The sequence below is a fragment of the Erwinia sp. E602 genome (assembly GCF_018141005.1).
GTDB lineage: Bacteria > Pseudomonadota > Gammaproteobacteria > Enterobacterales > Enterobacteriaceae > Erwinia.
In genome coordinates this window covers 494,059-513,444 of record NZ_CP046582.1, presented here as the reverse complement: position 1 = coordinate 513,444, position 19,386 = coordinate 494,059, and the positions used below count along the sequence as shown (strand labels likewise).

Below are 19,386 nucleotides of genomic sequence, written 5' to 3'. Positions count from 1 at the left end.
CATTTCACGCCACGGGCACGAGTTAAAGCGCCTTTCATGAGCGATCTGAGCGAGCGATAGCTGAAAGACTGATGAACTTAGAACAGATAAACGAACTCACCGCGCCGGATATGGCGGACGTCAATGCGACAATACTCGACCAGCTGAACTCGGACGTATCCCTCATTAATCAGCTGGGCTATTACATTATCAGCGGCGGTGGGAAACGTATCCGCCCAATGATCGCCGTTCTGGCCGCGCGCGCCATCAACGACTATGACGGTAAACAGCACATTACCGTGGCCGCACTGATCGAATTTATTCATACCGCCACTCTGTTACACGACGACGTGGTCGACGAGTCGGATATGCGCCGGGGTAAAGCCACCGCCAACGCCGCCTTTGGCAATGCGGCCAGCGTGCTGGTAGGCGACTTTATCTATACGCGCGCCTTCCAGATGATGACCAGCCTCGGCTCGCTGCGGGTGCTGGCGCTGATGTCAGAAGCGGTGAACGTGATCGCCGAAGGGGAAGTGCTGCAGTTAATGAACTGCAACGACCCGGACATTACCGAAGAGAGCTATATGCGGGTGATTTACAGCAAAACCGCACGCCTGTTTGAAGCCGCCGCACAGTCTTCTGCCATCCTCGCCGGTGCGACGCCGGAACAGGAGCAGGCGCTGCAGGATTACGGCCGCTATATCGGTACCGCCTTCCAGCTGATCGACGATCTGCTGGATTACAGCGCCGATGGCAAAACCCTCGGTAAGAACGTCGGTGACGACCTGAGCGAAGGCAAACCAACCCTGCCGCTGCTGCATGCCATGCGCAACGGCACGCCTGAGCAGGCCAGTATGATCCGCTCTGCTATTGAAGAAGGTAACGGACGTCACTTACTGGAACCCGTTCTGGAAGCGATGCGTCAGCACGGTTCACTGGAGTGGACCCGCCAGGCCGCCGAACAGGAAGCCGATAAGGCGATTACCGCCCTGCAGGTGCTGCCAGCAACGCCATGGCGCAGCGCGCTGGAAGCGCTGGCGCATATGTCAGTACAGCGTGATTTCTGATTGACCGATGGCGTGGCAAGCCGCGCCATTACTGACTTTAATAAGAATTCCCCTACCCTTTCCCCTGACTTCCGCCACGCATTACTGCAACATCCTCAATGGTTACCGGAGCTTTTGCGTTGCAATGCTCAAAACGTATTATTTTATCGAATAACGCTGGAACTTACTGGAATTAGTTTGCTATAAATCACCCGAAGCAGACGGTTATCCCCTGGTTCGGGGCGCATAGGATCGCGCATTTCCAGCGAAGCTGATGCCCTAAGCCGTGTGCTTCACACCTTAATTTCTGCTGTGCGCAAGGAGGACATGCACGTGAAACATTCGCAACAGGACTGGCATCCTGCCGATATTATTGCCGGATTACGTAAAAAGGGGACTACGCTGGCCGCCCAGTCACGTCAGGCCGGTCTGAGTTCGTCGACCCTGGCGAACGCGCTGTGCCGCCCGTGGCCGAAAGGCGAGTGGCTGATCGCCGATGCGTTAGCCGTTCACCCGGCGCAAATCTGGCCCAGCCGCTACTATGACCCGGAGACGCATCAGCTGATTGACCGTAAAAAGCTGATCCGCCGGTAAAAAAAAGGGCCGGTAATGCTTACCGACCCTGATTTTTATTACGCGTGAGCGCTTACTCTTCGCCTTTCACACGCTGGATGTTGGCACCCAACGCAATCAGCTTGTCTTCAATATGTTCGTAGCCACGATCGATATGATAGATACGATCGACGATGGTGGTCCCTTCGGCAATACAGCCGGCCAGCACCAGGCTCGCGGATGCACGCAGGTCGGTCGCCATCACCTGAGCACCGGACAGCGTCTCCACACCGTGACAAATCAGCGTATTGCTCTCGATTTCACCGTGTGCGCCCATGCGCACCAGTTCAGGCACGTGCATAAAGCGGTTTTCAAAGATGGTTTCGGTGATCACACCGGTGCCTTCAGCCACCAGGTTCAGCAGGCTGAACTGCGCCTGCATATCGGTCGGGAAGCCCGGGTGCGGCGCGGTACGCAGGTTAACGGCCTTTGGACGCTTGCCGTGCATGTCCAGACTGATCCAGTCTTCGCCCTGTTCGATCTGAGCACCGGCTTCACGCAGTTTCGCCAGCACCGCATCCAGCGTGTCGGGCTGAGCCGCACGACAGACCACTTTGCCGCCGGAGATCGCCGCCGCGACCAGGAAGGTGCCGGTTTCGATACGGTCAGGCAGTACGCGATAGACGCCGCCGCCCAGGCGCTCAACGCCCTCAATGGTGATGCGATCGCTGCCCGCGCCGCTGATTTTTGCGCCCAGCGTATTGAGGAAGTTGGCGGTATCGACGATTTCCGGCTCGCGTGCCGCATTCTCGATGATGGTGGTGCCGGTGGCCAGCGTCGCCGCGCTCATGATGGTCACGGTTGCGCCAACGCTGACCTTATCCATCACGATGTGCGCGCCTTTCAGGCGGCCATCAACCGATGCCTTAACGTAGCCTTCTTCCAGCCTGATCTCGGCACCCAGCTGTTCCAGGCCGGTAATGTGCAGGTCAACCGGACGCGCGCCGATGGCACAGCCGCCGGGCAGGGAAACCTGCCCCTGGCCGAAACGTGCCACCAGCGGGCCCAGCGCCCAGATCGAGGCACGCATGGTTTTGACCAGATCGTAAGGCGCGCAGTAAACGCTGACCTGACTGGCGTCCAGATGCACCGAACCATTACGCTCGGCCTTCACGCCCAGCTGGCCAAGCAGCTTGAGGGTGGTATCGATGTCCTTCAGTTTCGGGACATTCTGGATCTCTACCGGCTCTTCGGCCAGTAAAGCAGCGAACAGGATCGGCAGCGCGGCATTTTTAGCCCCGGAAATGGTGACTTCACCGCTCAGGCGGGTCGGACCCTGTACACGAAATTTATCCATTGCAACTGCTCTCTGTTGTCATACGAAAAAGACGAGAGCCTTGCCACATCGGGCAAGGCCGGTGCCGTTCAGCTTAGAAACCGTTCAGCTTACGGTCACGTGCCCACTCTTCAGGGGTGTAGGTCTTGATGGACACCGCATGCATGCGGTTATCCGCAATATAGGCCATCAGGGGAGCGTAGACCGTCTGTTGCTTTTTAACGCGGCTTAACTCAGCAAACAGCTCGCCCACGGCAATCACCTGAAAATGGCTACCATCACCGGTAACGTGGACTTCCTGCAGCGGCAGCGCGCTCATCAGGACGGACTGAATTTCACTATTTTCCATGATGCCTTCAAACTCACCAGATAATAAACAGGCACACATATTAGTGGAATCCGCCCGACTCTTAAACAAGCAATAAATGCCACGCGCGGCGGAAAAACAGCAATACCGGTAGATTACGCCGTCGTCAGCGGGCGGAGAGGTAAAGTCGCGGGCAGAGAGAGGAGGAAAAAGGGCAGCGAACTCAGCAGGTTCCGATATAGCACGGCGGACGCAGCCGCCGTGCCGGGGATCAGACGTTCTCCACAATAATTTTCTGGAGATTGTAGAGCGTAATCAGTGAAGCCAGTTTATCGGTTATGCCGATAAAGCGCGGCGCACGCCCCTGCTGGCGCGCGGTTTCGTGCAGGTGCACCAGCAGCGCAAGGCCGGGTGAATCCACACGATCCAGCCCGGAGACGTCGATCGACTCAGCCTGCTGCATCAGCGTGGCACGCTGCTGCCACAGCGGCAGCAGCGTATCGCGATCTAACTCACCGGCAAGGCGTAACACCCCCGCCTCGACCTGCCAGCGTAATGAAGCAGCCATTACTTTTTCTGTTCCAGAGTGATCGGCTCGCTGGCGTAGGATTTCAGGCGCTGGGTCAGGCCGTCAACGCCCTGGGTACGCAGAATATCGCTCCACTCGTTCTGCTTGGTGGTGATCATGCTCACCCCTTCAGCAATCATGTCAAACGCCTGCCAGTCGCCCGTGCGGCTGTTCTTACGCCACTGGAAATCAAGGCGCACCGGTGGGCGACCGTTCGGATCGATAATGGTCACGCGGATGGCGATAATGGTGGAATCACCCAGCGGCTGCTCCGGAGCAATCTGATAGGTCTGGCCGTTGTACATCGCCAGCGCCTGTCCATAGGCCTGGGTCAGGTAGTCACTAAAGGCGGCGAAGTAGGCTTCACGCTGCGCCGGGGTAGCTTCTTTGTAGTAGCGGCCCAGCACTAAAGCACCGGCATATTTGACCTGCACGTAAGGCAGCAGCTCCTGGCGGACCACCTGGCGCAGGTAGTTGGGATCCTTCCTGATCTTCGGCTGCTCGTTCTTCAGCCGGGTGAAGGTTTTTTCCGCCGCTTCGTTCATCAGCTTGTACGGGTTGGTCTGGTCGACGGCGGCATTCGCGGCCACCGGTGCAACGATCAGCATCGCGACCATCAGTAAACGTTTAAACATCACTTGCCCTCTTCTGGTGTAGTTGCCGCCGCCGGAGCAGCCGGTGCTGCCGCACCTGGCTCATCTGACGACGTTGTCTTCTTGTCTTCGCCGTTGCCGCTCTTGTAGAGGAACTGGCCAATCAGGTCTTCCAGTACCATTGCAGACTTGGTGTCCTGCAGGGTACTGCCGTCTTTGAGTATAGACGTCCCCATTTCCGGATCGTCAAAACCGACGTTCAGCGCCAGGTACTGCTCGCCCAGCAGGCCAGAGGTGCGCACCGCAAGCGAGCTGGTATCCGGAATATTATTATATTTTTCATTAATATCCATCGTGACCCGCGGCGAATAGGTTTTTGGATCGAGAGTGATATCGCTCACCCGGCCGACCGCCACCCCGCCGATGCGCACCGGCGATCCGTTTTTCAGGCCGCCGATGTTGTCGAAGGTCGCGTAGAGCTTCCAGGTCGGCTCGTTGCCGAGCGATCGCAGATCGGCCACCCGCAGACAGAGGAAGATCGCCGCCACCAGCGCCAGCAGTAAGAAGGCGCCTACCCAAATTTCGCTTTTTTTCGTTTGCATTGAATCAGTTCCCAAACATCAGTGCCGTAAGCACAAAATCCAGACCGAGCACTGCCAGCGAGGCATGTACCACGGTACGCGTGGTCGCCCGACTAATCCCTTCGGAGGTCGGAATGGCGTCATAACCGTTGAACAGCGCAATCCAGGTGACGGTAATGGCAAACACGGCACTTTTAATTACGCAGTTGAGAATATCCTGCCGCAGATCGACCGCGCTCTGCATCGCCGACCAGAAGAAGCCCGCATCGATACCTTTCCAGCTCACCCCCACCAGCGCGCCGCCGAGAATGCCCACCGCCACGAAGATCAGCGACAGCAGCGGCATACTGATAAACCCGGCCCAGAAGCGCGGTGAGATAATGCGCCGCAGCGGGTCAACCGCCATCATTTCCATACTGGAAAGCTGTTCAGTGGCCTTCATCAGGCCGATCTCAGCGGTCAGCGCCGAGCCTGCCCGGCCGGCAAACAGCAGTGCGGTGACCACCGGCCCCAGCTCGCGCAGCAGCGACAGCGCCACCATCATGCCAAGGCTGGTCTCTGCACTGTAGGTTTTCAGGATCAGGTAGCCCTGCAGCCCCAGCACCATGCCGATAAACAGCCCGGACACCACGATGATCAACAGCGACAGAACACCGACGCTGTACAGCTGTTTGATCAGCAGCGGAGCATGTCGGCGAAAACGAGGAATACCCACCAGGGCATGAAACAACATCAATCCGGCGCGCCCGAAGGAGGAACAGGTTGCAATCCCCCGTCGCCCCAGTGACGCCAGCGCTCGTAACAACATCAGTTAGTTAACTCCCTGAGCCGACTAAATCGTGAAGGTAATCCCCGGCGGGGAAGCGGAACGGCACCGGGCCGTCAGCGTTACCGTCGATAAACTGCCGTACCCGCGCATCCTGATTCGCCTGCAGCTCGGCCGCCGCCCCGTGGGCGATCACCTGCTGGTCAGCAATGATATACGCATAGTCCGCAATACTCAGCACCTCAGGCACGTCGTGTGAAACCACGATACAGGTGACGCCCAGCGAGTGATTGAGTTCATCGATCAGCTTCACCAGCACCCCCATGGTGATCGGGTCCTGGCCGACGAAAGGCTCATCAAACATGATCAGCTCCGGCTCCAGCGCAATCGCGCGCGCCAGCGCGGCCCGCCGGGCCATGCCGCCGGAGAGCTCAGATGGCATCAGCTTTGCCGCACCGCGCAGCCCCACCGCTTCCAGCTTCATCATCACCGTGCTGTGCAGCAGAGCCGGCGGCAGCGAAGTGTGCTCACGCAGCGGCCACGCCACGTTGTCGAACACGTTCAGGTCGGTGAACAGCGCACCGGACTGAAACAGCATGCTCATCTTTTTGCGGGCGGCGTACAGACGGGAACGGGATAGCGTGGGAATATTATCGCCGTTGAACCAGATTTCACCGTTGTCCGGTGCAATCTGGCCGCCGATCAGGCGCAGCAGCGTGGTTTTACCAATCCCGGAGGGGCCCATGATCGCGGTGACTTTGCCTTTCGGCACCGTAAGCGAGATGTTATCGAAAATCGGCCGGCTGCCGCGGGTAAAACTGACGCCCCGCACCTCCACCAGATTTGTCGCCGTCTGGCCCATAGTTACCTCAATCCTTGTTATTCAGACGATAAATTTATTCCCGATAGTAACGTATTACCTCCGGGACGGGACACTTTTACAGAAACTTACCGCAATCACTTAGCGAAAGCAGGCATACGTTTTACTTTTCGGCCTGAGACCGTCAAAATCACTGCCACAAAAATTTCATACCACCCAGCGTCACTGCAGACGGCAACCGACGATTATACCCGATTTAAAGGACTCTTCATGCTCGTAGCTACAGCACTATTGATTATCGGTTTAGTCTTACTGGTTTATGGAGCCGATCGTCTGGTGTTTAGTGCAGCGATCCTGTGCCGCGCGCTGGGAATGCCGCCGCTGATCATCGGCATGACGGTGGTCGGCATGGGCACCTCACTGCCCGAGCTGATCGTCGCGTTTTCCGCCGCCAGCCACGGTCAGATGGATATCGCCATCGGCACTGCGCTGGGATCGAACATCACCAATATTCTGTTGATCCTCGGCGGCGCGGCGCTGCTGCATCCGCTGACCCTGCAATCCAACCTGCTCCGCCGCGAGCTGCCGCTGATGCTGCTGGTTACCCTGGTGTGCGGCGTGATGCTGTTTGACCATCAGCTTAGCCGCAATGACGGCCTGGCGCTGGTGGCCATCGCCGCACTGTGGCTGACCTTTACCATTAAAATTGCCCGCCGCGCCGAACGGGATAACAGTGACTCCCTGACGCGTGAACAGGTGGCAGAGCTGCCACGGGACGACGTTGGCAACACCGTGGCCTTTCTGTGGCTGGCGGTGGCGCTGATCCTGTTGCCGGTCTCCACCCGCATGGTGATTGATAATGCCACGGTGATTGCCGACTATTTTGGCGTTAGCGAGCTGGTGATTGGTCTGACCCTGATTTCCGTCGGCACCAGCCTGCCGGAACTGGCCACGCTGGTAGCCGGCGCGCTGAAAGGTGAAGATGACATTGCCATAGGCAACCTGATCGGGTCTAACATTTATAATCTGGTGATTGTGCTGGGCATTCCGGCACTGCTGTACCCGGGTGGGTTCGACGCCAACGCTTTTGCCCGTGACTACTGGGTTATGCTGGCGGTCAGCGCCCTGTTTGCACTGCTGTGCCTGCTGCGCGGCCGGCGCATTGGCCGGCTGGCCGGCGGCCTGCTGCTGTGTGGCTTTATCCTCTGGGTCGGGGTGCTCTACACCTCACCTTCAGTGACACTCTGGTAAAAGGACTGAGAACGATGGCGCATATCACCCTGAATCCCGACTTTGATTTTCAGCAGGCCGGTAAGGACGTTTTGCGGATCGAACGTGAAGGGCTGGAACAGCTTGATCAGTATATCAATGAAGACTTTACCCGTGCCTGCGAGCTGATCGCCGCCTGCCTCGGTAAAGTGGTGGTGATGGGGATGGGCAAATCCGGCCACATCGGCAAGAAGATGGCAGCCACCTTCGCCAGCACCGGCACGCCGGCCTTTTTCGTCCATCCCGGCGAGGCCAGCCACGGCGATCTCGGCATGGTCAGCCCGAATGATGTGGTGATTGCGATCTCAAATTCCGGTGAATCGTCTGAAATTCTGGCGCTGATCCCGGTACTGAAACGCCTGCGGGTGCGGCTGATCTGCATGACCAGCCGCCCCGAGAGCGCAATGGGCCGCGCGGCAGAGATTCATCTGTGTGTTAAAGTGCCTCAGGAAGCCTGCCCGCTGGGCCTGGCCCCGACAACCAGCACCACCGCGACGCTGGTGATGGGCGATGCGCTGGCCGTGGCGCTGCTGAAAGCCCGCGGCTTTACCGCAGAGGATTTCGCGCTGTCGCACCCCGGCGGCGCGCTGGGGCGCAAGCTGCTGTTACGCGTTGATGATATTATGCACAGCGGCAGCGAGATGCCGCACGTCAGTCGCGATGCCTCGCTGCGCGATGCGTTGCTGGAGATCACGCGCAAAAACATGGGTATGACGGTCATCTGCAACGACCTGATGAAAATCGAAGGCATCTTTACCGACGGTGACCTGCGCCGGGTGTTCGATATGGGCATTGATATTCAGCAGGCCAGCATCGCCAGCGTGATGACGCCGGGCGGCATCCGCGTGCGGGCGAACACCCTGGCGGTGGACGCGCTTAACCTGATGCAAAACAGAAACATTACCTCGGTGCTGGTCGCGGATGGCGATCTGCTGCTGGGCGTGGTCCATATGCATGACATGCTGCGCGCCGGCGTGGTCTAACAAGGAAATTTTTGAACATGAGCAATCCGGCAGCAACCGTTGAGACCTGTTACGGCCCGGTCAGCCAGTCAGTGATGGCACGGGCCACGGAAATTAAGTTATTGATTTGCGACGTAGATGGCGTAATGTCCGACGGCATCATTTACCAGGGCAACCAGGGTGAAGAGCTGAAGGCGTTTAACGTGCGTGACGGTTACGGTATCCGCTGCCTGCTGACCTCTGAGGTCGAGGTGGCGATCATCACCGGCCGCAAGGCAAAACTGCTGGAAGATCGCTGTGCGACTCTGGGGATTACTCATCTTTACCAGGGGCAATCTGATAAGCTGGTGGCCTTCCACGAACTTCTGGATACACTAGCCCTAACGGCAGACCAGGTGGCTTACATTGGTGATGACCTGATTGACTGGCCGGTCATGGCCCGGGTGGGCCTGAGCGTCACCGTCGCCGATGCGCATCCGGTGCTGCTGCCGCGTGCCGACTATGTCACCCGGATTGCGGGTGGGCGCGGTGCCGTGAGGGAAATCTGCGATCTGATCTTAATCGCGCAGGGTAAGTTTGATGAGGCCAAAGGGCAGTCGGTATGAGTAAAACAAGACGCTGGATTACGCTATTTCTGGCCCTGGTGGCAATCGTGCTGATCGGCTGGAATCTGACCGATTCTGACGATGCCGATCGCAACGCCTCGGCGGATAACGGTGAACCGACCTATCTGAGCGATAATTCCCATACGGTGGTGTATAACCCCGAGGGCAGCCTGAGTTACCGGCTCGACTCAGAAAAAGTCACCTATTTTGCGGCAGAATCCGTCAGCTGGTTCGATAAGCCGGTGATGACTACCTATGACGAAAACAAAGTGGCGACCTGGTCGGTACGGGCTGACAAAGCCAAACTGACCAAAGATCGCCTGCTGTATCTGTATGGTAACGTCGAAGTGAACAGCCTGACGCCGGAGGCGCAGCTTAAGCGCATCACCACCGATAATGCGCTGGTGAATCTGGTCACCCAGGATATCACCTCGGACGATCGGGTAACGCTTTATGGCAGCAACTTTAACTCTACCGGTATGAAGATGCGTGGAAACTTACGGAAGAAAACCGCCGAGCTGATTGAAAAGGTCAAAACCTCTTATGAAATTCAAAATGCAAAACAACCTTAAGTTACTGACAGCCGCGCTGCTGCTGGCGGCCAGCGTGCCGGCCCTGGCGCTGACGGGCGACTCCGACAAGCCGGTTAACGTCGATTCTGAAAACCAGGCCCTTGATATGCAGGGGAACGTCGCCACCTTTACCGGTAAGGTGATAGTCACCCAGGGTTCGATCAAAATCACCGCCGATAAAGTGGTGGTGACCCGTCCCGGCGGCGACAGCAATAAGACCATCGTGGATGCTTACGGCAGCCCGGCGACCTTCTACCAGATGCAGGACAACGGCAAGCCGGTCAAAGGCCACGCGCAGAAGATGCACTACGAGCTGGCGAAGGACTTCGTTGAGCTGACGGGTAACGCTTACCTTGAGCAGCTGGACAGCAACGTGAAAGGCGATCGCATCACCTATCTGGTGAAAGAGCAGAAAATGCAGGCCTATGGCAACACCGGCAAACGGGTCACCACCGTGCTGGTACCGTCGCAGCTGCAGGACAAAGGCACGCCGTCTAACGGTCAGAAAAAGAGTAACTAATAACTATGGCAACCTTAATAGCGGAAAACCTGGCGAAGGCCTATAAAGGCCGTCGCGTGGTTGAGGATGTGAGCCTGCGGGTGAAATCCGGTGAAATTGTTGGCCTGCTGGGTCCCAACGGCGCGGGCAAGACCACCACCTTTTACATGGTTGTCGGCATCGTACCGCGCGATGCCGGGCGCATCGTCATTGATGATGAAGACATCAGTATTCTGCCGCTGCACGCCCGCGCCCGTCGCGGCATCGGCTACCTGCCACAGGAAGCATCGATCTTCCGCCGCCTGAGCGTGTATGACAATCTGATGGCGGTACTGCAGATCCGTGACGATCTGAGCAGCGAGCAGCGCTCGGATCGCGCCAACGAGCTGATGGCGGAATTCCATATTGAACACCTGCGCGACAGCCTTGGCCAGGCGCTCTCCGGTGGCGAACGCCGCCGCGTGGAGATTGCGCGCGCGCTGGCCGCCAATCCGAAGTTTATTCTGCTGGATGAGCCCTTTGCCGGCGTCGATCCGATTTCGGTGATCGACATTAAAAAGATCATCGAACATCTGCGCGACAGCGGTCTTGGCGTGCTGATTACCGATCACAACGTGCGTGAAACGCTGTCGGTGTGTGAACGGGCCTATATCGTCAGCCAGGGGCATCTGATCGCCCACGGTACCCCCGCCGAAATCCTCGCTGATGAACAAGTTAAGCGTGTCTACTTAGGCGAAGAGTTCAGACTCTGATAAGGTGTTCATCCGGGGTAAGTTTTTAATGGAATTGTGGTCCTGATTATGAAGCAAGGTTTACAACTCAGGCTGAGCCAACAGCTTGCCATGACGCCACAACTGCAGCAGGCTATCCGCCTGTTGCAGCTCTCTACGCTTGAACTTCAGCAGGAAATTCAGCTGGCGCTGGAAAGTAATCCTTTGCTTGAACAGACCGATATCCATGAAGAGGTGGACTCCCGCGAATATCAGGAAACCGATTCGCTGGATACCCGTGAAGCGCTCGAACAGAAAGATATGCCGGAAGAGCTGCCGCTGGACGCCACCTGGGATGAGATTTACACCGCCGGCACCCCGTCCGGCACCGGCACCGATTATCACGACGATGAGCTGCCGGTTTATCAGGGCGAAACCACCCAGTCTCTGCAGGATTATCTGATGTGGCAGGTGGGGCTGACCCCGTTTACCGACACCGATCGGGCGATCGCCACCTCGATTGTCGATGCGGTGGATGACACCGGCTATCTAACCGTTGCGCTGGAAGATATTCTGGAGAGCATCGGCAACGATGAGCTGAGTCTGGACGAAGTGGAAGCTGTGCTGAAACGTGTGCAGCGCTTCGATCCGATCGGCGTCTGCGCGCGGGATTTACGTGACTGTCTGCTGGTGCAGCTGTCGCAGTTTGCCGCCGATCTGCCGCTGCTGAAAGAGGCGCGGCTGATCGTCAGTGAACATCTGGATCTGCTGGCTAACCACGATTTCCGCTCGCTGATGCGCGTCACCCGCCTGAAGGAAGAGGTGCTGAAAGAGGCGATGCAGCTGATTCAGTCGCTCGATCCGCGCCCCGGACAGTCGATCAATACCCAGGAGCCGGAGTACGTAATCCCGGACGTGCTGGTGCGCCAGGTGAGCAACCGCTGGACGGTCGAGCTGAATGGAGACAGCATCCCGCGCCTGAAGATCAACCAGCAGTATGCCGCGCTGGGAACCGCCTCGCGCAACGACAGCGATTCCCAGTACATCCGCAGCAACCTGCAGGAAGCGAAGTGGCTGATTAAAAGTCTGGAGAGCCGCAATGACACCCTGCTGAAGGTGACCCGCTGCATCGTCGATCAACAGCAGGCGTTCTTTGAACAGGGCGAAGAGTTTATGCGTCCGATGGTGCTGGCCGATATCGCCAGCGCCGTTGAGATGCACGAATCAACGATCTCACGCGTCACCACGCAGAAATATCTGCACAGCCCGCGTGGCATCTTTGAGCTGAAGTACTTCTTCTCCAGCCATGTGAATACCGAAGGCGGTGGAGAAGCCTCATCCACCGCCATCCGTGCGCTGGTTAAGAAGTTGATTGCGGCGGAAAACCCCGCCAAACCGCTCAGCGACAGCAAGCTGACCACCCTGCTCTCCGATCAGGGAATTATGGTCGCGCGCCGTACTGTGGCAAAATACCGAGAGTCTTTATCCATCCCACCCTCAAATCAGCGCAAACAGCTGGTGTGAATGAACTGAGAAGGAAGACCACATGCAACTGAATATCACTGGACAGAACGTTGAGATAACCGAACCACTGCGCGAATTTGTGACCACAAAATTCGCCAAGTTAGAGCAGTATTTTGATCGCATTAACCAGGTCTATATTGTTTTGAAAGTGGAAAAGGTGACGCAGATTGCGGATGCGACGTTGCATGTAAATGGCGGGGAGATCCACGCGACCTCGGAAGAAAAAGATATGTACGCGGCGATTGACGGTTTGATTGACAAGCTGACACGCCAGATCAATAAACATAAAGACAAACTGAAACAACACTAAATTTCACCATGCATTGATGTTTTCAGCCGCCATCGGGCGCCTGAAACCGTTTTCGGCTCGTTTTCCCGTCAGGGGACGAGCCGTTAATCAATCCGGCAGCTTAACGCCTGGCCAGAGCAGCGGCCCGCGCTAACCGCCCTGCGGCAGTGAATACGTAAGTGAAACTATGACAAATAACGATCTGAAACTGGAACTGGGCGCCGTGCTGACCCTCTCCTGCACCCGTAACAACGTACACTGCCAGAGTAAAAAGCGGGCGCTGGAAATCATCAGCGAGCTGGCAGCAAAGCAGCTGAACCTTCCGCACCAGACGATCTTTGAATCGATTCTGACGCGCGAAAAAATGGGCAGTACCGGTATCGGCAACGGCATCGCCATCCCGCACGGTAAGCTGGAAGAAGATACGCTGCGCGCGGTGGGCGTCTTTATCCGCCTGGAGCAGCCGATCGCCTTTGATGCGATCGATAACCAGCCGGTCGATCTGTTATTCGCCCTGCTGGTGCCTGCCGATCAGTGTAAAACGCATCTTCACACGCTGTCGCTGGTGGCGAAGCGGCTGGCCGATAAGAGCGTTTGTCGCCGGCTGCGTGCGGCGCAGAGTGATGAAGAGCTGTATGAGATTATGACGGAAGACCACGATCGTCCATCATCGTGAGTGATGGCAGCGCGGTAACTGACGCCGCGTCGGTCCGTGGAATGAGATTAATTTGGGGGAAGAGTTAATGGTGCTGATGATCGTCAGCGGTCGTTCAGGTTCCGGGAAGTCCGTCGCGCTGCGGGCGCTGGAGGATATGGGCTTTTACTGCGTGGATAACCTGCCCGTGGTGTTGCTTCCCGATCTGGCCAATTCGCTGTCGTCGCGCAATATCTCAGCGGCGGTGAGTATCGACGTGCGTAATATGCCGGAGTCACCGGAGATTTTTGAAACCGCACTCAACAGCCTGCCCGACTGTTTCTCCCCACAGCTGCTGTTCCTGGATGCGGACCGCAACACGTTGATCCGGCGCTACAGCGATACCCGCCGCCTGCATCCGCTTTCCAGTAAGAACCTGTCGCTGGAAAGCGCTATCGACGAAGAGAGCGACCTGCTGGAGCCGCTGCGCTCCCGCGCTGACCTGATCATCGACACCTCCGAAATGTCGGTGCACGAGCTGGCAGAGATGCTGCGCACGCGCCTGCTGGGCAAGCGCGAACGTGAACTGACCATGGTGTTTGAATCCTTTGGCTTTAAGCACGGCATTCCGATCGATGCGGACTACGTGTTTGACGTGCGTTTTCTGCCCAACCCGCACTGGGATCCGAAACTGCGCCCGATGACCGGGCTCGACCGTCCGGTGGCGGCATTCCTTGACCGTCATACGGAAGTGCATAACTTCATCTATCAGACCCGCAGCTACCTGGAACTGTGGCTGCCAATGCTGGAAACCAACAACCGCAGCTATCTGACGGTGGCGATTGGCTGTACCGGCGGCAAGCACCGTTCAGTCTACGTTGCCGAGCAGCTGGCCGATTACTTCCGTTCGCGCGGTAAAAACGTGCAGTCCCGCCACCGTACGCTGGAAAAACGTAAATCATGACCGTAAAGCAGACCGTTGAAATTAAGAACAAGCTGGGGATGCACGCCCGTCCGGCAATGAAGCTGTTCGAGCTGGTACAGAGTTTCGACGCCGAGGTGCTGCTGCGTAATGAGAGTGGTACGGAAGCGGAAGCCAGCAGCGTGATCGCGTTGCTGATGCTCGACTCGGCCAAAGGCGGCCATATCGAGGTGGAGGCCAGCGGCCCGCAGGAGCAGGCGGCGCTGGCGGCGGTGATCGAACTGTTTAACGCCGGCTTCGACGAAGAGTAACCGGCTGCTGCACGCTGCCCGCTGCGATGACGCCGCCGTTCAGTAGCGTCATCGGGAGATCAGCTGCGTTCAGTGTAGCCTGTGCTGGCGCAGGAACCCCTCGCCGCCCAGCTGACGCATCTGGCGCTGGATCCACTGCTGGCGCTGGCGTACGTAGCCTGAGGGCGCCGCGGCACTGAAGCGCAGCGGGCTCGGCAACACGGCCGCCAGCAGCGCCGCTTCCGCCGGCGTCAGACGGCTGGCGGGCTTACGGAAGTAGCGCTGGGCCGCCTCCTCTACGCCAAACACCCCCGGGCCAAACTCGGCCACGTTGAGATAGACGGTTAAAATACGCCGCTTACTCCAGACGGTCTCAATGCCCACGGTCAGTCCGGCTTCCAGCCCTTTACGCAGCCAGCTGCGCCCGTCCCACAAAAAGACGTTTTTCGCCGTCTGCTGTGACAGCGTTGAGGCACCGCGCATGCGTTTTCCTTCGCTGTCGAGCACCGACTGAATCGCATCGACATCGAAGCCCCAGTGTTCGGGAAACTTCTGATCCTCCGACGCCACTACCGCCAGCGCCATCCACGGCGAAATCTGATCCATACTGACCCAGTCAGAGTGCGCCACGTAACCCCAGTTACCGCCGAACCAGGCCCCGAGCTGTCGCTCGACCATCACCGCAGAGAACGGCACCGGCAGAAAAGCAAAGGCGACAATGCCTGTCAGCCATACGCCGGGAATAACCAGCAACAGGCGCAACAGGTACGCCTTACAACGCGCCATCAGGCGGCCATTACCACGCTTCATTTACCAGACTCCACCCAGGTCTCTCCCTGTTATTTCAATTCGGCCAGCCACCATTATGACACAGGCAGCCGTTGAGGGATTTCTCACCCTGGCCGCCGTCCGACAGACACGGTTTAACGCCGGCCCTGGCCGCACTCCGCCGGCAAGTTGACATGCGCACAAATGATTTATGCTGCTTATAAATTTCGTAAGAACTCTTACGGCATATTGCTGTTTGCCAGCGAAAAACAGCGCTGGACGACCAAAAAACAGTGGCTTTCCTCCGGGGTGGCTGGTTAATTATTCTGCTGAATTGGGTCAGCATGCTTCGATAACATCATTACGCGCTGCACATTTTTGCTAGCAGAAACCAAAACGTTTCGGAAATCAGGGCGCCATAATTAAAAAAAGACTAAAAACAGGGCCTTAATACCCGGTGTGCCGGATTAATCACCAGACAACACTTTCCATCCGGTGCAGGCAAAATTGTCGACTATTTACGTCAGAGTGCTGGCAATTTGAAAGATGACAATCGTTCAAAATACAAACAAAAAAACCGCTAATTGCATTACGAACTTGACTGAACGGATGAATTAATGTTTCCTGTTCAATATCGCTGCTCAACATCACACATTTTAATGAATCTGGTAACATGTGATGATAGATTTGCTAAGGTAGTAGCGTTGATTTACCCAATACCTGAACCTGTGCTGAACACTCTTATTACACTAGCGCAGATGACCCTTTTCCCTGGTGTTGGCGCAGTATTCGCGCACCCCGGCCTCGGCCGGGGTCATTTTTTTCTAGCCCCGTTCATTCACCCATTCACGCAGTACCGCGACATCATTACGCCATTCGTGTCTGAGTTCGTCGATCCACTCCTGCACGTTGTCCCACCAGGCGGGAAGTTCCGGGCTCTGGATCTGCTTCGCCACCTGTTGTAAGTGCACCAGACCGACAGAGCCGGCGGCACCCTTAATTTTGTGCCCCTCTTCCGCAATGCCTTTCTGGTCACGCGCCATCATGTTCGACTCCAGCACCTCCAGATAACCCGGCATCATCTGTTCGAACATCTCCATGCTCTGATGAATCAGCTTTGGCCCGACCAGCTCGATATACTGCTCGAGCATGGTGATATCGAGTAAGGCCAGTTTTTTCTCATCCATAATCCTCTCCTCTGCCGGCAGTTCACCCTCCGGCTGATAATCCCAGTATTTTTTGATGGTGGCGGTCAGCGCAGGCACCGCCAGCGGCTTGCTCAGCACGTCATCCATGCCCGCATCCAGATACTCACGTTTGTCCTTCAGCACGTTCGCCGTCAGGGCCACCAGCGGCGGCAGCGGCTGCCCTGCATAGCGTTGATGGATCGCCCGCGCCACGTCCAGCCCGGTCATGTCCGGCAGCTGGATATCCAGCAGCACCAGATCGAACTCATCCGGGTCGAACATATCCAGCGCCGCCTGGCCGGTCATCGCCACCTCAACGCTGTTGCCCAGCTTCTCCAGCACCGAGCGGGCCACCACCACGTTCAGTTCAATATCCTCTACCAGCAGCACGTGCAGCGCGGGTAACGGCAGATCGTCTGCCGGCTGCTCGTCCTCGACCTCTTCCACCACCCTGGGGGCGTTGAGCATCAGGGTGAAGCAGGAGCCTTTACCCGGCGCGCTGCGCACCGTAATGTCGCCACCCATGTTCTGCGCCAGCCGCCGGGAAACGGCCAGCCCGATACCGGTACCGGTCGCCGGTTTACCGCCGCGCTGGTCTTTCACCTGATAATACATGGCAAAAATTTTGTCCTGCTCGTCCTGTGGGATGCCCATCCCGGAGTCTTCCACCTCAAAGCACAGAATGTCGCCCTCGCGGTAGCCCACCCGCACCACGATCTCGCCCTCGCGGGTAAACTTCACCGCATTGCCGATCAGGTTCCACAGGATCTGCCGCAACCGCGTGCCGTCGGCGATGATTTTGTGCGGCAGCGGCTGCCGCGGCGACAGGATGAACCTGAGCCCTTTTGGCTCCGCCAGCAGTCCTGAGAGGTTTTCCAGGTCGGCAAGAAAACCGGTGAAATCGATCGGCTGGTTATCCAGCTGCACCTTGCGCCGTTCAATTTTGTCCATCTCAATCACGTCGTTAAAGATATTGCCGAGGGTGATTGCCGAGACATGAATGGTTTTCAGGTACTTCAGCTGCTCCTGATTCAGTTCGGTGTCCAGCAGAATGCGGCTTAAACCGACGATGCCGTTCAGCGGCGTACGCAGCTCGTGGCTGATGGTTGAGATAAAGGTGGTCTTCTCACGGCTGGCGTTCTCTAACGCGTCCTGGTAGCGCTTACGCTCGGTAATATCGCGCCCGAAGCCCATCAGGCCGCTGCGCTTGCCAACCCGATCGTAATAAGGGACTTTGCGGATCTCAAAACAGGTCTTGCGGCCGTCCGGATACTGTAGCCACTGCTCATAGGTCAGCGACACATTATGGCGGAACACCTTCTCATCGGTTTCCAGCACCTTGGTTGCGGCATCATTGTCATACACGTCGTTCGGGGTCAGGCCGATCAGCTGCTTTTCACTTTTGCCGGTCAGCAGCTCCATGGCACGGTTACAGCCGGAGAACTGCTGGTCGCTGTTGCGGTAAAATACCAGATCCGGTGAGGCATCGAGGAACGAGCGTAAGAAGGAGGACTGCTGTTCCAGTTCGATTTGCGCCTGCTCGCGCCGCGCCATCTCCTCTTTTAAGCGGGTCATCACCTGCAGACGCGCCTCTTCCGCCTTAATACGGTCGGCGATCTCCTGGTTGAGCTGGGTGATGTTCTCCTTCATCTGCTGGTTCAGCTCCAGATCGCGGTGGCGCATCTCTTCCAGCTTATCCACCAGCCGGGCCAGCCGCTGGCGGGACTCTTCCAGTTGCTCCACCACCACCGACAGGAAATAGACCGCCCACGGGGTGATCAGCAGGCCGAAAAACACCGAACGCACCATGTCGATGCTTTCCACATGGCCGCGCAATACCATGGTCACCGCCATCTGCACGATCATCGCCAGCACCACCAGCGCCGATGCCAGCAGCAGCGAGAAGCGCACCAGCCCCAGTTTGACCATCAAATCCACGTAGTACTGCGCTAATAACCGTATCTGTTTCATAGAGATTCTCTTATGCTCCGATACGGTAATCATACCGGAAATGGCTAAAACACCAACGCGGGATCCGATCCGACGTTGCACAATAACGGTGCAGCACCACTGACGCCTGAACCGGGAGATAGCGGTATTTTCGACGCCGCGCCGCTTTCACCCCGCCGCAGGCGGCAAACCAGCGCGGTGCCGCGCTGTCCGTAGGTTATCAGGCCAGAGCCGCGTGCGGCCGTGCGGCAGGGAAAATCAAGCCGGTTGCATATTGACTGAATTTAATGACTGCATAACTTTCTGGGCGACACGCAGACCCGCACCAGCCGCTACAGCCCGTATTCATCAGTATGTTGCGTCCTTTCCCACGTTCTCCTCCATTTAACTAAAACGAATAACAAATCACACCATGTGAGAATTTATGCACCATTATGGTGATTAATTTTGCTTATAACCCCCCCTGTTTAATTCAAATCTGCCGCCGGGTTAAAAACAGTGCGTTTATGTGTTTACAGACCCCACGACGGCATATTCTGCTGCAAAAAAACCCAACGCCAGCATGGTGCAGAGATTTGCTCGCTGCCCTATAGTGAGTCAGCTCACACTTCCGCCCCTGCTAAATATACGCCTATAGCAGCAAAAAGTGACAATTTA

At 57.2% G+C, this 19,386-nt stretch carries 22 protein-coding genes; 13 read left to right on the top strand and 9 right to left on the bottom strand.

The features are described from left to right. The first annotated feature begins 71 nt into the window (after positions 1-71). Positions 72-1,046, top strand: a complete 975-nt coding sequence (gene ispB, locus GKQ23_RS03770) for an octaprenyl diphosphate synthase (RefSeq protein ID WP_056231167.1) — start codon at positions 72-74, stop codon at positions 1,044-1,046. A gap of 306 nt (positions 1,047-1,352) precedes the next feature. After that, the gene (locus GKQ23_RS03765; protein WP_082502251.1) at positions 1,353-1,619 is read left to right on the top strand and encodes a helix-turn-helix domain-containing protein; all 267 of its coding nucleotides are present in this window, start codon (positions 1,353-1,355) and stop codon (positions 1,617-1,619) included. 52 nt (positions 1,620-1,671) lie between these two features. Here GKQ23_RS03765 and murA read toward each other — a convergent pair whose 3' ends face one another. From murA to mlaF, 7 genes are all read right to left on the bottom strand, one after another. Further along, positions 1,672-2,934 (bottom strand): UDP-N-acetylglucosamine 1-carboxyvinyltransferase, encoded by a 1,263-nt coding sequence (gene murA / locus GKQ23_RS03760; RefSeq protein ID WP_056231164.1) that lies wholly within the window; start codon positions 2,932-2,934, stop codon positions 1,672-1,674. Positions 2,935-3,007: 73 nt separating this feature from the next. Then, positions 3,008-3,262 (bottom strand): BolA family iron metabolism protein IbaG, encoded by a 255-nt coding sequence (gene ibaG, locus GKQ23_RS03755; RefSeq protein ID WP_056231162.1) that lies wholly within the window; start codon positions 3,260-3,262, stop codon positions 3,008-3,010. Between the two features lie 229 nt (positions 3,263-3,491). Then, entirely contained in the window at positions 3,492-3,788 is a 297-nt protein-coding gene (gene mlaB, locus GKQ23_RS03750) for a lipid asymmetry maintenance protein MlaB (protein WP_212409791.1), read from the bottom strand. After that, on the bottom strand, positions 3,788-4,423 hold the full coding sequence (gene mlaC / locus GKQ23_RS03745; protein ID WP_056231156.1) for a phospholipid-binding protein MlaC: 636 nt from the start codon (positions 4,421-4,423) through the stop codon (positions 3,788-3,790). Before mlaC ends, mlaB begins: the two co-directional genes overlap by 1 nt. Continuing rightward, positions 4,423-4,983 (bottom strand): outer membrane lipid asymmetry maintenance protein MlaD, encoded by a 561-nt coding sequence (gene mlaD, locus GKQ23_RS03740; RefSeq protein WP_212409790.1) that lies wholly within the window; start codon positions 4,981-4,983, stop codon positions 4,423-4,425. The genes mlaC and mlaD overlap by 1 nt, the downstream gene beginning before the upstream one ends. A 4-nt stretch (positions 4,984-4,987) precedes the next feature. After that, positions 4,988-5,770 carry a lipid asymmetry maintenance ABC transporter permease subunit MlaE gene (mlaE, locus tag GKQ23_RS03735; RefSeq protein ID WP_056231152.1) on the bottom strand — a complete coding sequence of 261 codons (783 nt, stop codon included), beginning with the start codon at positions 5,768-5,770 and terminating at the stop codon, positions 4,988-4,990. A gap of 7 nt (positions 5,771-5,777) precedes the next feature. After that, complete coding sequence (gene mlaF / locus GKQ23_RS03730) at positions 5,778-6,590, bottom strand: phospholipid ABC transporter ATP-binding protein MlaF (protein WP_056231148.1); 813 nt, start codon at positions 6,588-6,590, stop codon at positions 5,778-5,780. Between the two features lie 228 nt (positions 6,591-6,818). On the opposite strand from mlaF, the gene GKQ23_RS03725 reads away from it, so the two are divergent. From GKQ23_RS03725 to npr, 11 genes are all read left to right on the top strand, one after another. Further along, complete coding sequence (locus GKQ23_RS03725) at positions 6,819-7,799, top strand: calcium/sodium antiporter (RefSeq protein WP_056231146.1); 981 nt, start codon at positions 6,819-6,821, stop codon at positions 7,797-7,799. Between the two features lie 14 nt (positions 7,800-7,813). After that, complete coding sequence (gene kdsD, locus GKQ23_RS03720) at positions 7,814-8,800, top strand: arabinose-5-phosphate isomerase KdsD (RefSeq protein WP_056231143.1); 987 nt, start codon at positions 7,814-7,816, stop codon at positions 8,798-8,800. 17 nt (positions 8,801-8,817) lie between these two features. After that, positions 8,818-9,384, top strand: coding sequence for a 3-deoxy-manno-octulosonate-8-phosphatase KdsC (gene kdsC / locus GKQ23_RS03715; protein ID WP_212409789.1), 567 nt, complete (start codon positions 8,818-8,820; stop codon positions 9,382-9,384). Then, positions 9,381-9,956 carry an LPS export ABC transporter periplasmic protein LptC gene (gene lptC, locus GKQ23_RS03710; protein ID WP_212409788.1) on the top strand — a complete coding sequence of 192 codons (576 nt, stop codon included), beginning with the start codon at positions 9,381-9,383 and terminating at the stop codon, positions 9,954-9,956. Before kdsC ends, lptC begins: the two co-directional genes overlap by 4 nt. After that, positions 9,928-10,476, top strand: a complete 549-nt coding sequence (gene lptA / locus GKQ23_RS03705) for a lipopolysaccharide ABC transporter substrate-binding protein LptA (RefSeq protein ID WP_056231134.1) — start codon at positions 9,928-9,930, stop codon at positions 10,474-10,476. The genes lptC and lptA overlap by 29 nt, the downstream gene beginning before the upstream one ends. 5 nt (positions 10,477-10,481) lie before the next feature. Next, positions 10,482-11,207 (top strand): LPS export ABC transporter ATP-binding protein, encoded by a 726-nt coding sequence (gene lptB, locus GKQ23_RS03700; RefSeq protein ID WP_056231132.1) that lies wholly within the window; start codon positions 10,482-10,484, stop codon positions 11,205-11,207. Positions 11,208-11,255: 48 nt separating this feature from the next. Further along, positions 11,256-12,689 (top strand): RNA polymerase factor sigma-54, encoded by a 1,434-nt coding sequence (gene rpoN / locus GKQ23_RS03695; protein WP_056232285.1) that lies wholly within the window; start codon positions 11,256-11,258, stop codon positions 12,687-12,689. 22 nt (positions 12,690-12,711) lie between these two features. After that, complete coding sequence (gene hpf, locus GKQ23_RS03690; protein ID WP_056231129.1) at positions 12,712-12,999, top strand: ribosome hibernation promoting factor; 288 nt, start codon at positions 12,712-12,714, stop codon at positions 12,997-12,999. Between the two features lie 166 nt (positions 13,000-13,165). Further along, positions 13,166-13,654, top strand: a complete 489-nt coding sequence (ptsN, locus tag GKQ23_RS03685; protein WP_056231126.1) for a PTS IIA-like nitrogen regulatory protein PtsN — start codon at positions 13,166-13,168, stop codon at positions 13,652-13,654. Between the two features lie 67 nt (positions 13,655-13,721). Further along, positions 13,722-14,576 carry an RNase adapter RapZ gene (gene rapZ, locus GKQ23_RS03680; RefSeq protein WP_056231123.1) on the top strand — a complete coding sequence of 285 codons (855 nt, stop codon included), beginning with the start codon at positions 13,722-13,724 and terminating at the stop codon, positions 14,574-14,576. Continuing rightward, positions 14,573-14,845 (top strand): PTS phosphocarrier protein NPr, encoded by a 273-nt coding sequence (npr, locus tag GKQ23_RS03675; RefSeq protein ID WP_056231120.1) that lies wholly within the window; start codon positions 14,573-14,575, stop codon positions 14,843-14,845. The genes rapZ and npr overlap by 4 nt, the downstream gene beginning before the upstream one ends. A gap of 69 nt (positions 14,846-14,914) precedes the next feature. Here npr and mtgA read toward each other — a convergent pair whose 3' ends face one another. Together mtgA and arcB are read right to left on the bottom strand one after the other, a co-directional pair. Continuing rightward, the gene (gene mtgA / locus GKQ23_RS03670; RefSeq protein WP_371820197.1) at positions 14,915-15,610 is read right to left on the bottom strand and encodes a monofunctional biosynthetic peptidoglycan transglycosylase; all 696 of its coding nucleotides are present in this window, start codon (positions 15,608-15,610) and stop codon (positions 14,915-14,917) included. Between the two features lie 806 nt (positions 15,611-16,416). Continuing rightward, positions 16,417-18,750, bottom strand: a complete 2,334-nt coding sequence (gene arcB / locus GKQ23_RS03665) for an aerobic respiration two-component sensor histidine kinase ArcB (RefSeq protein WP_056231114.1) — start codon at positions 18,748-18,750, stop codon at positions 16,417-16,419. Positions 18,751-19,386 lie beyond the last annotated feature (636 nt).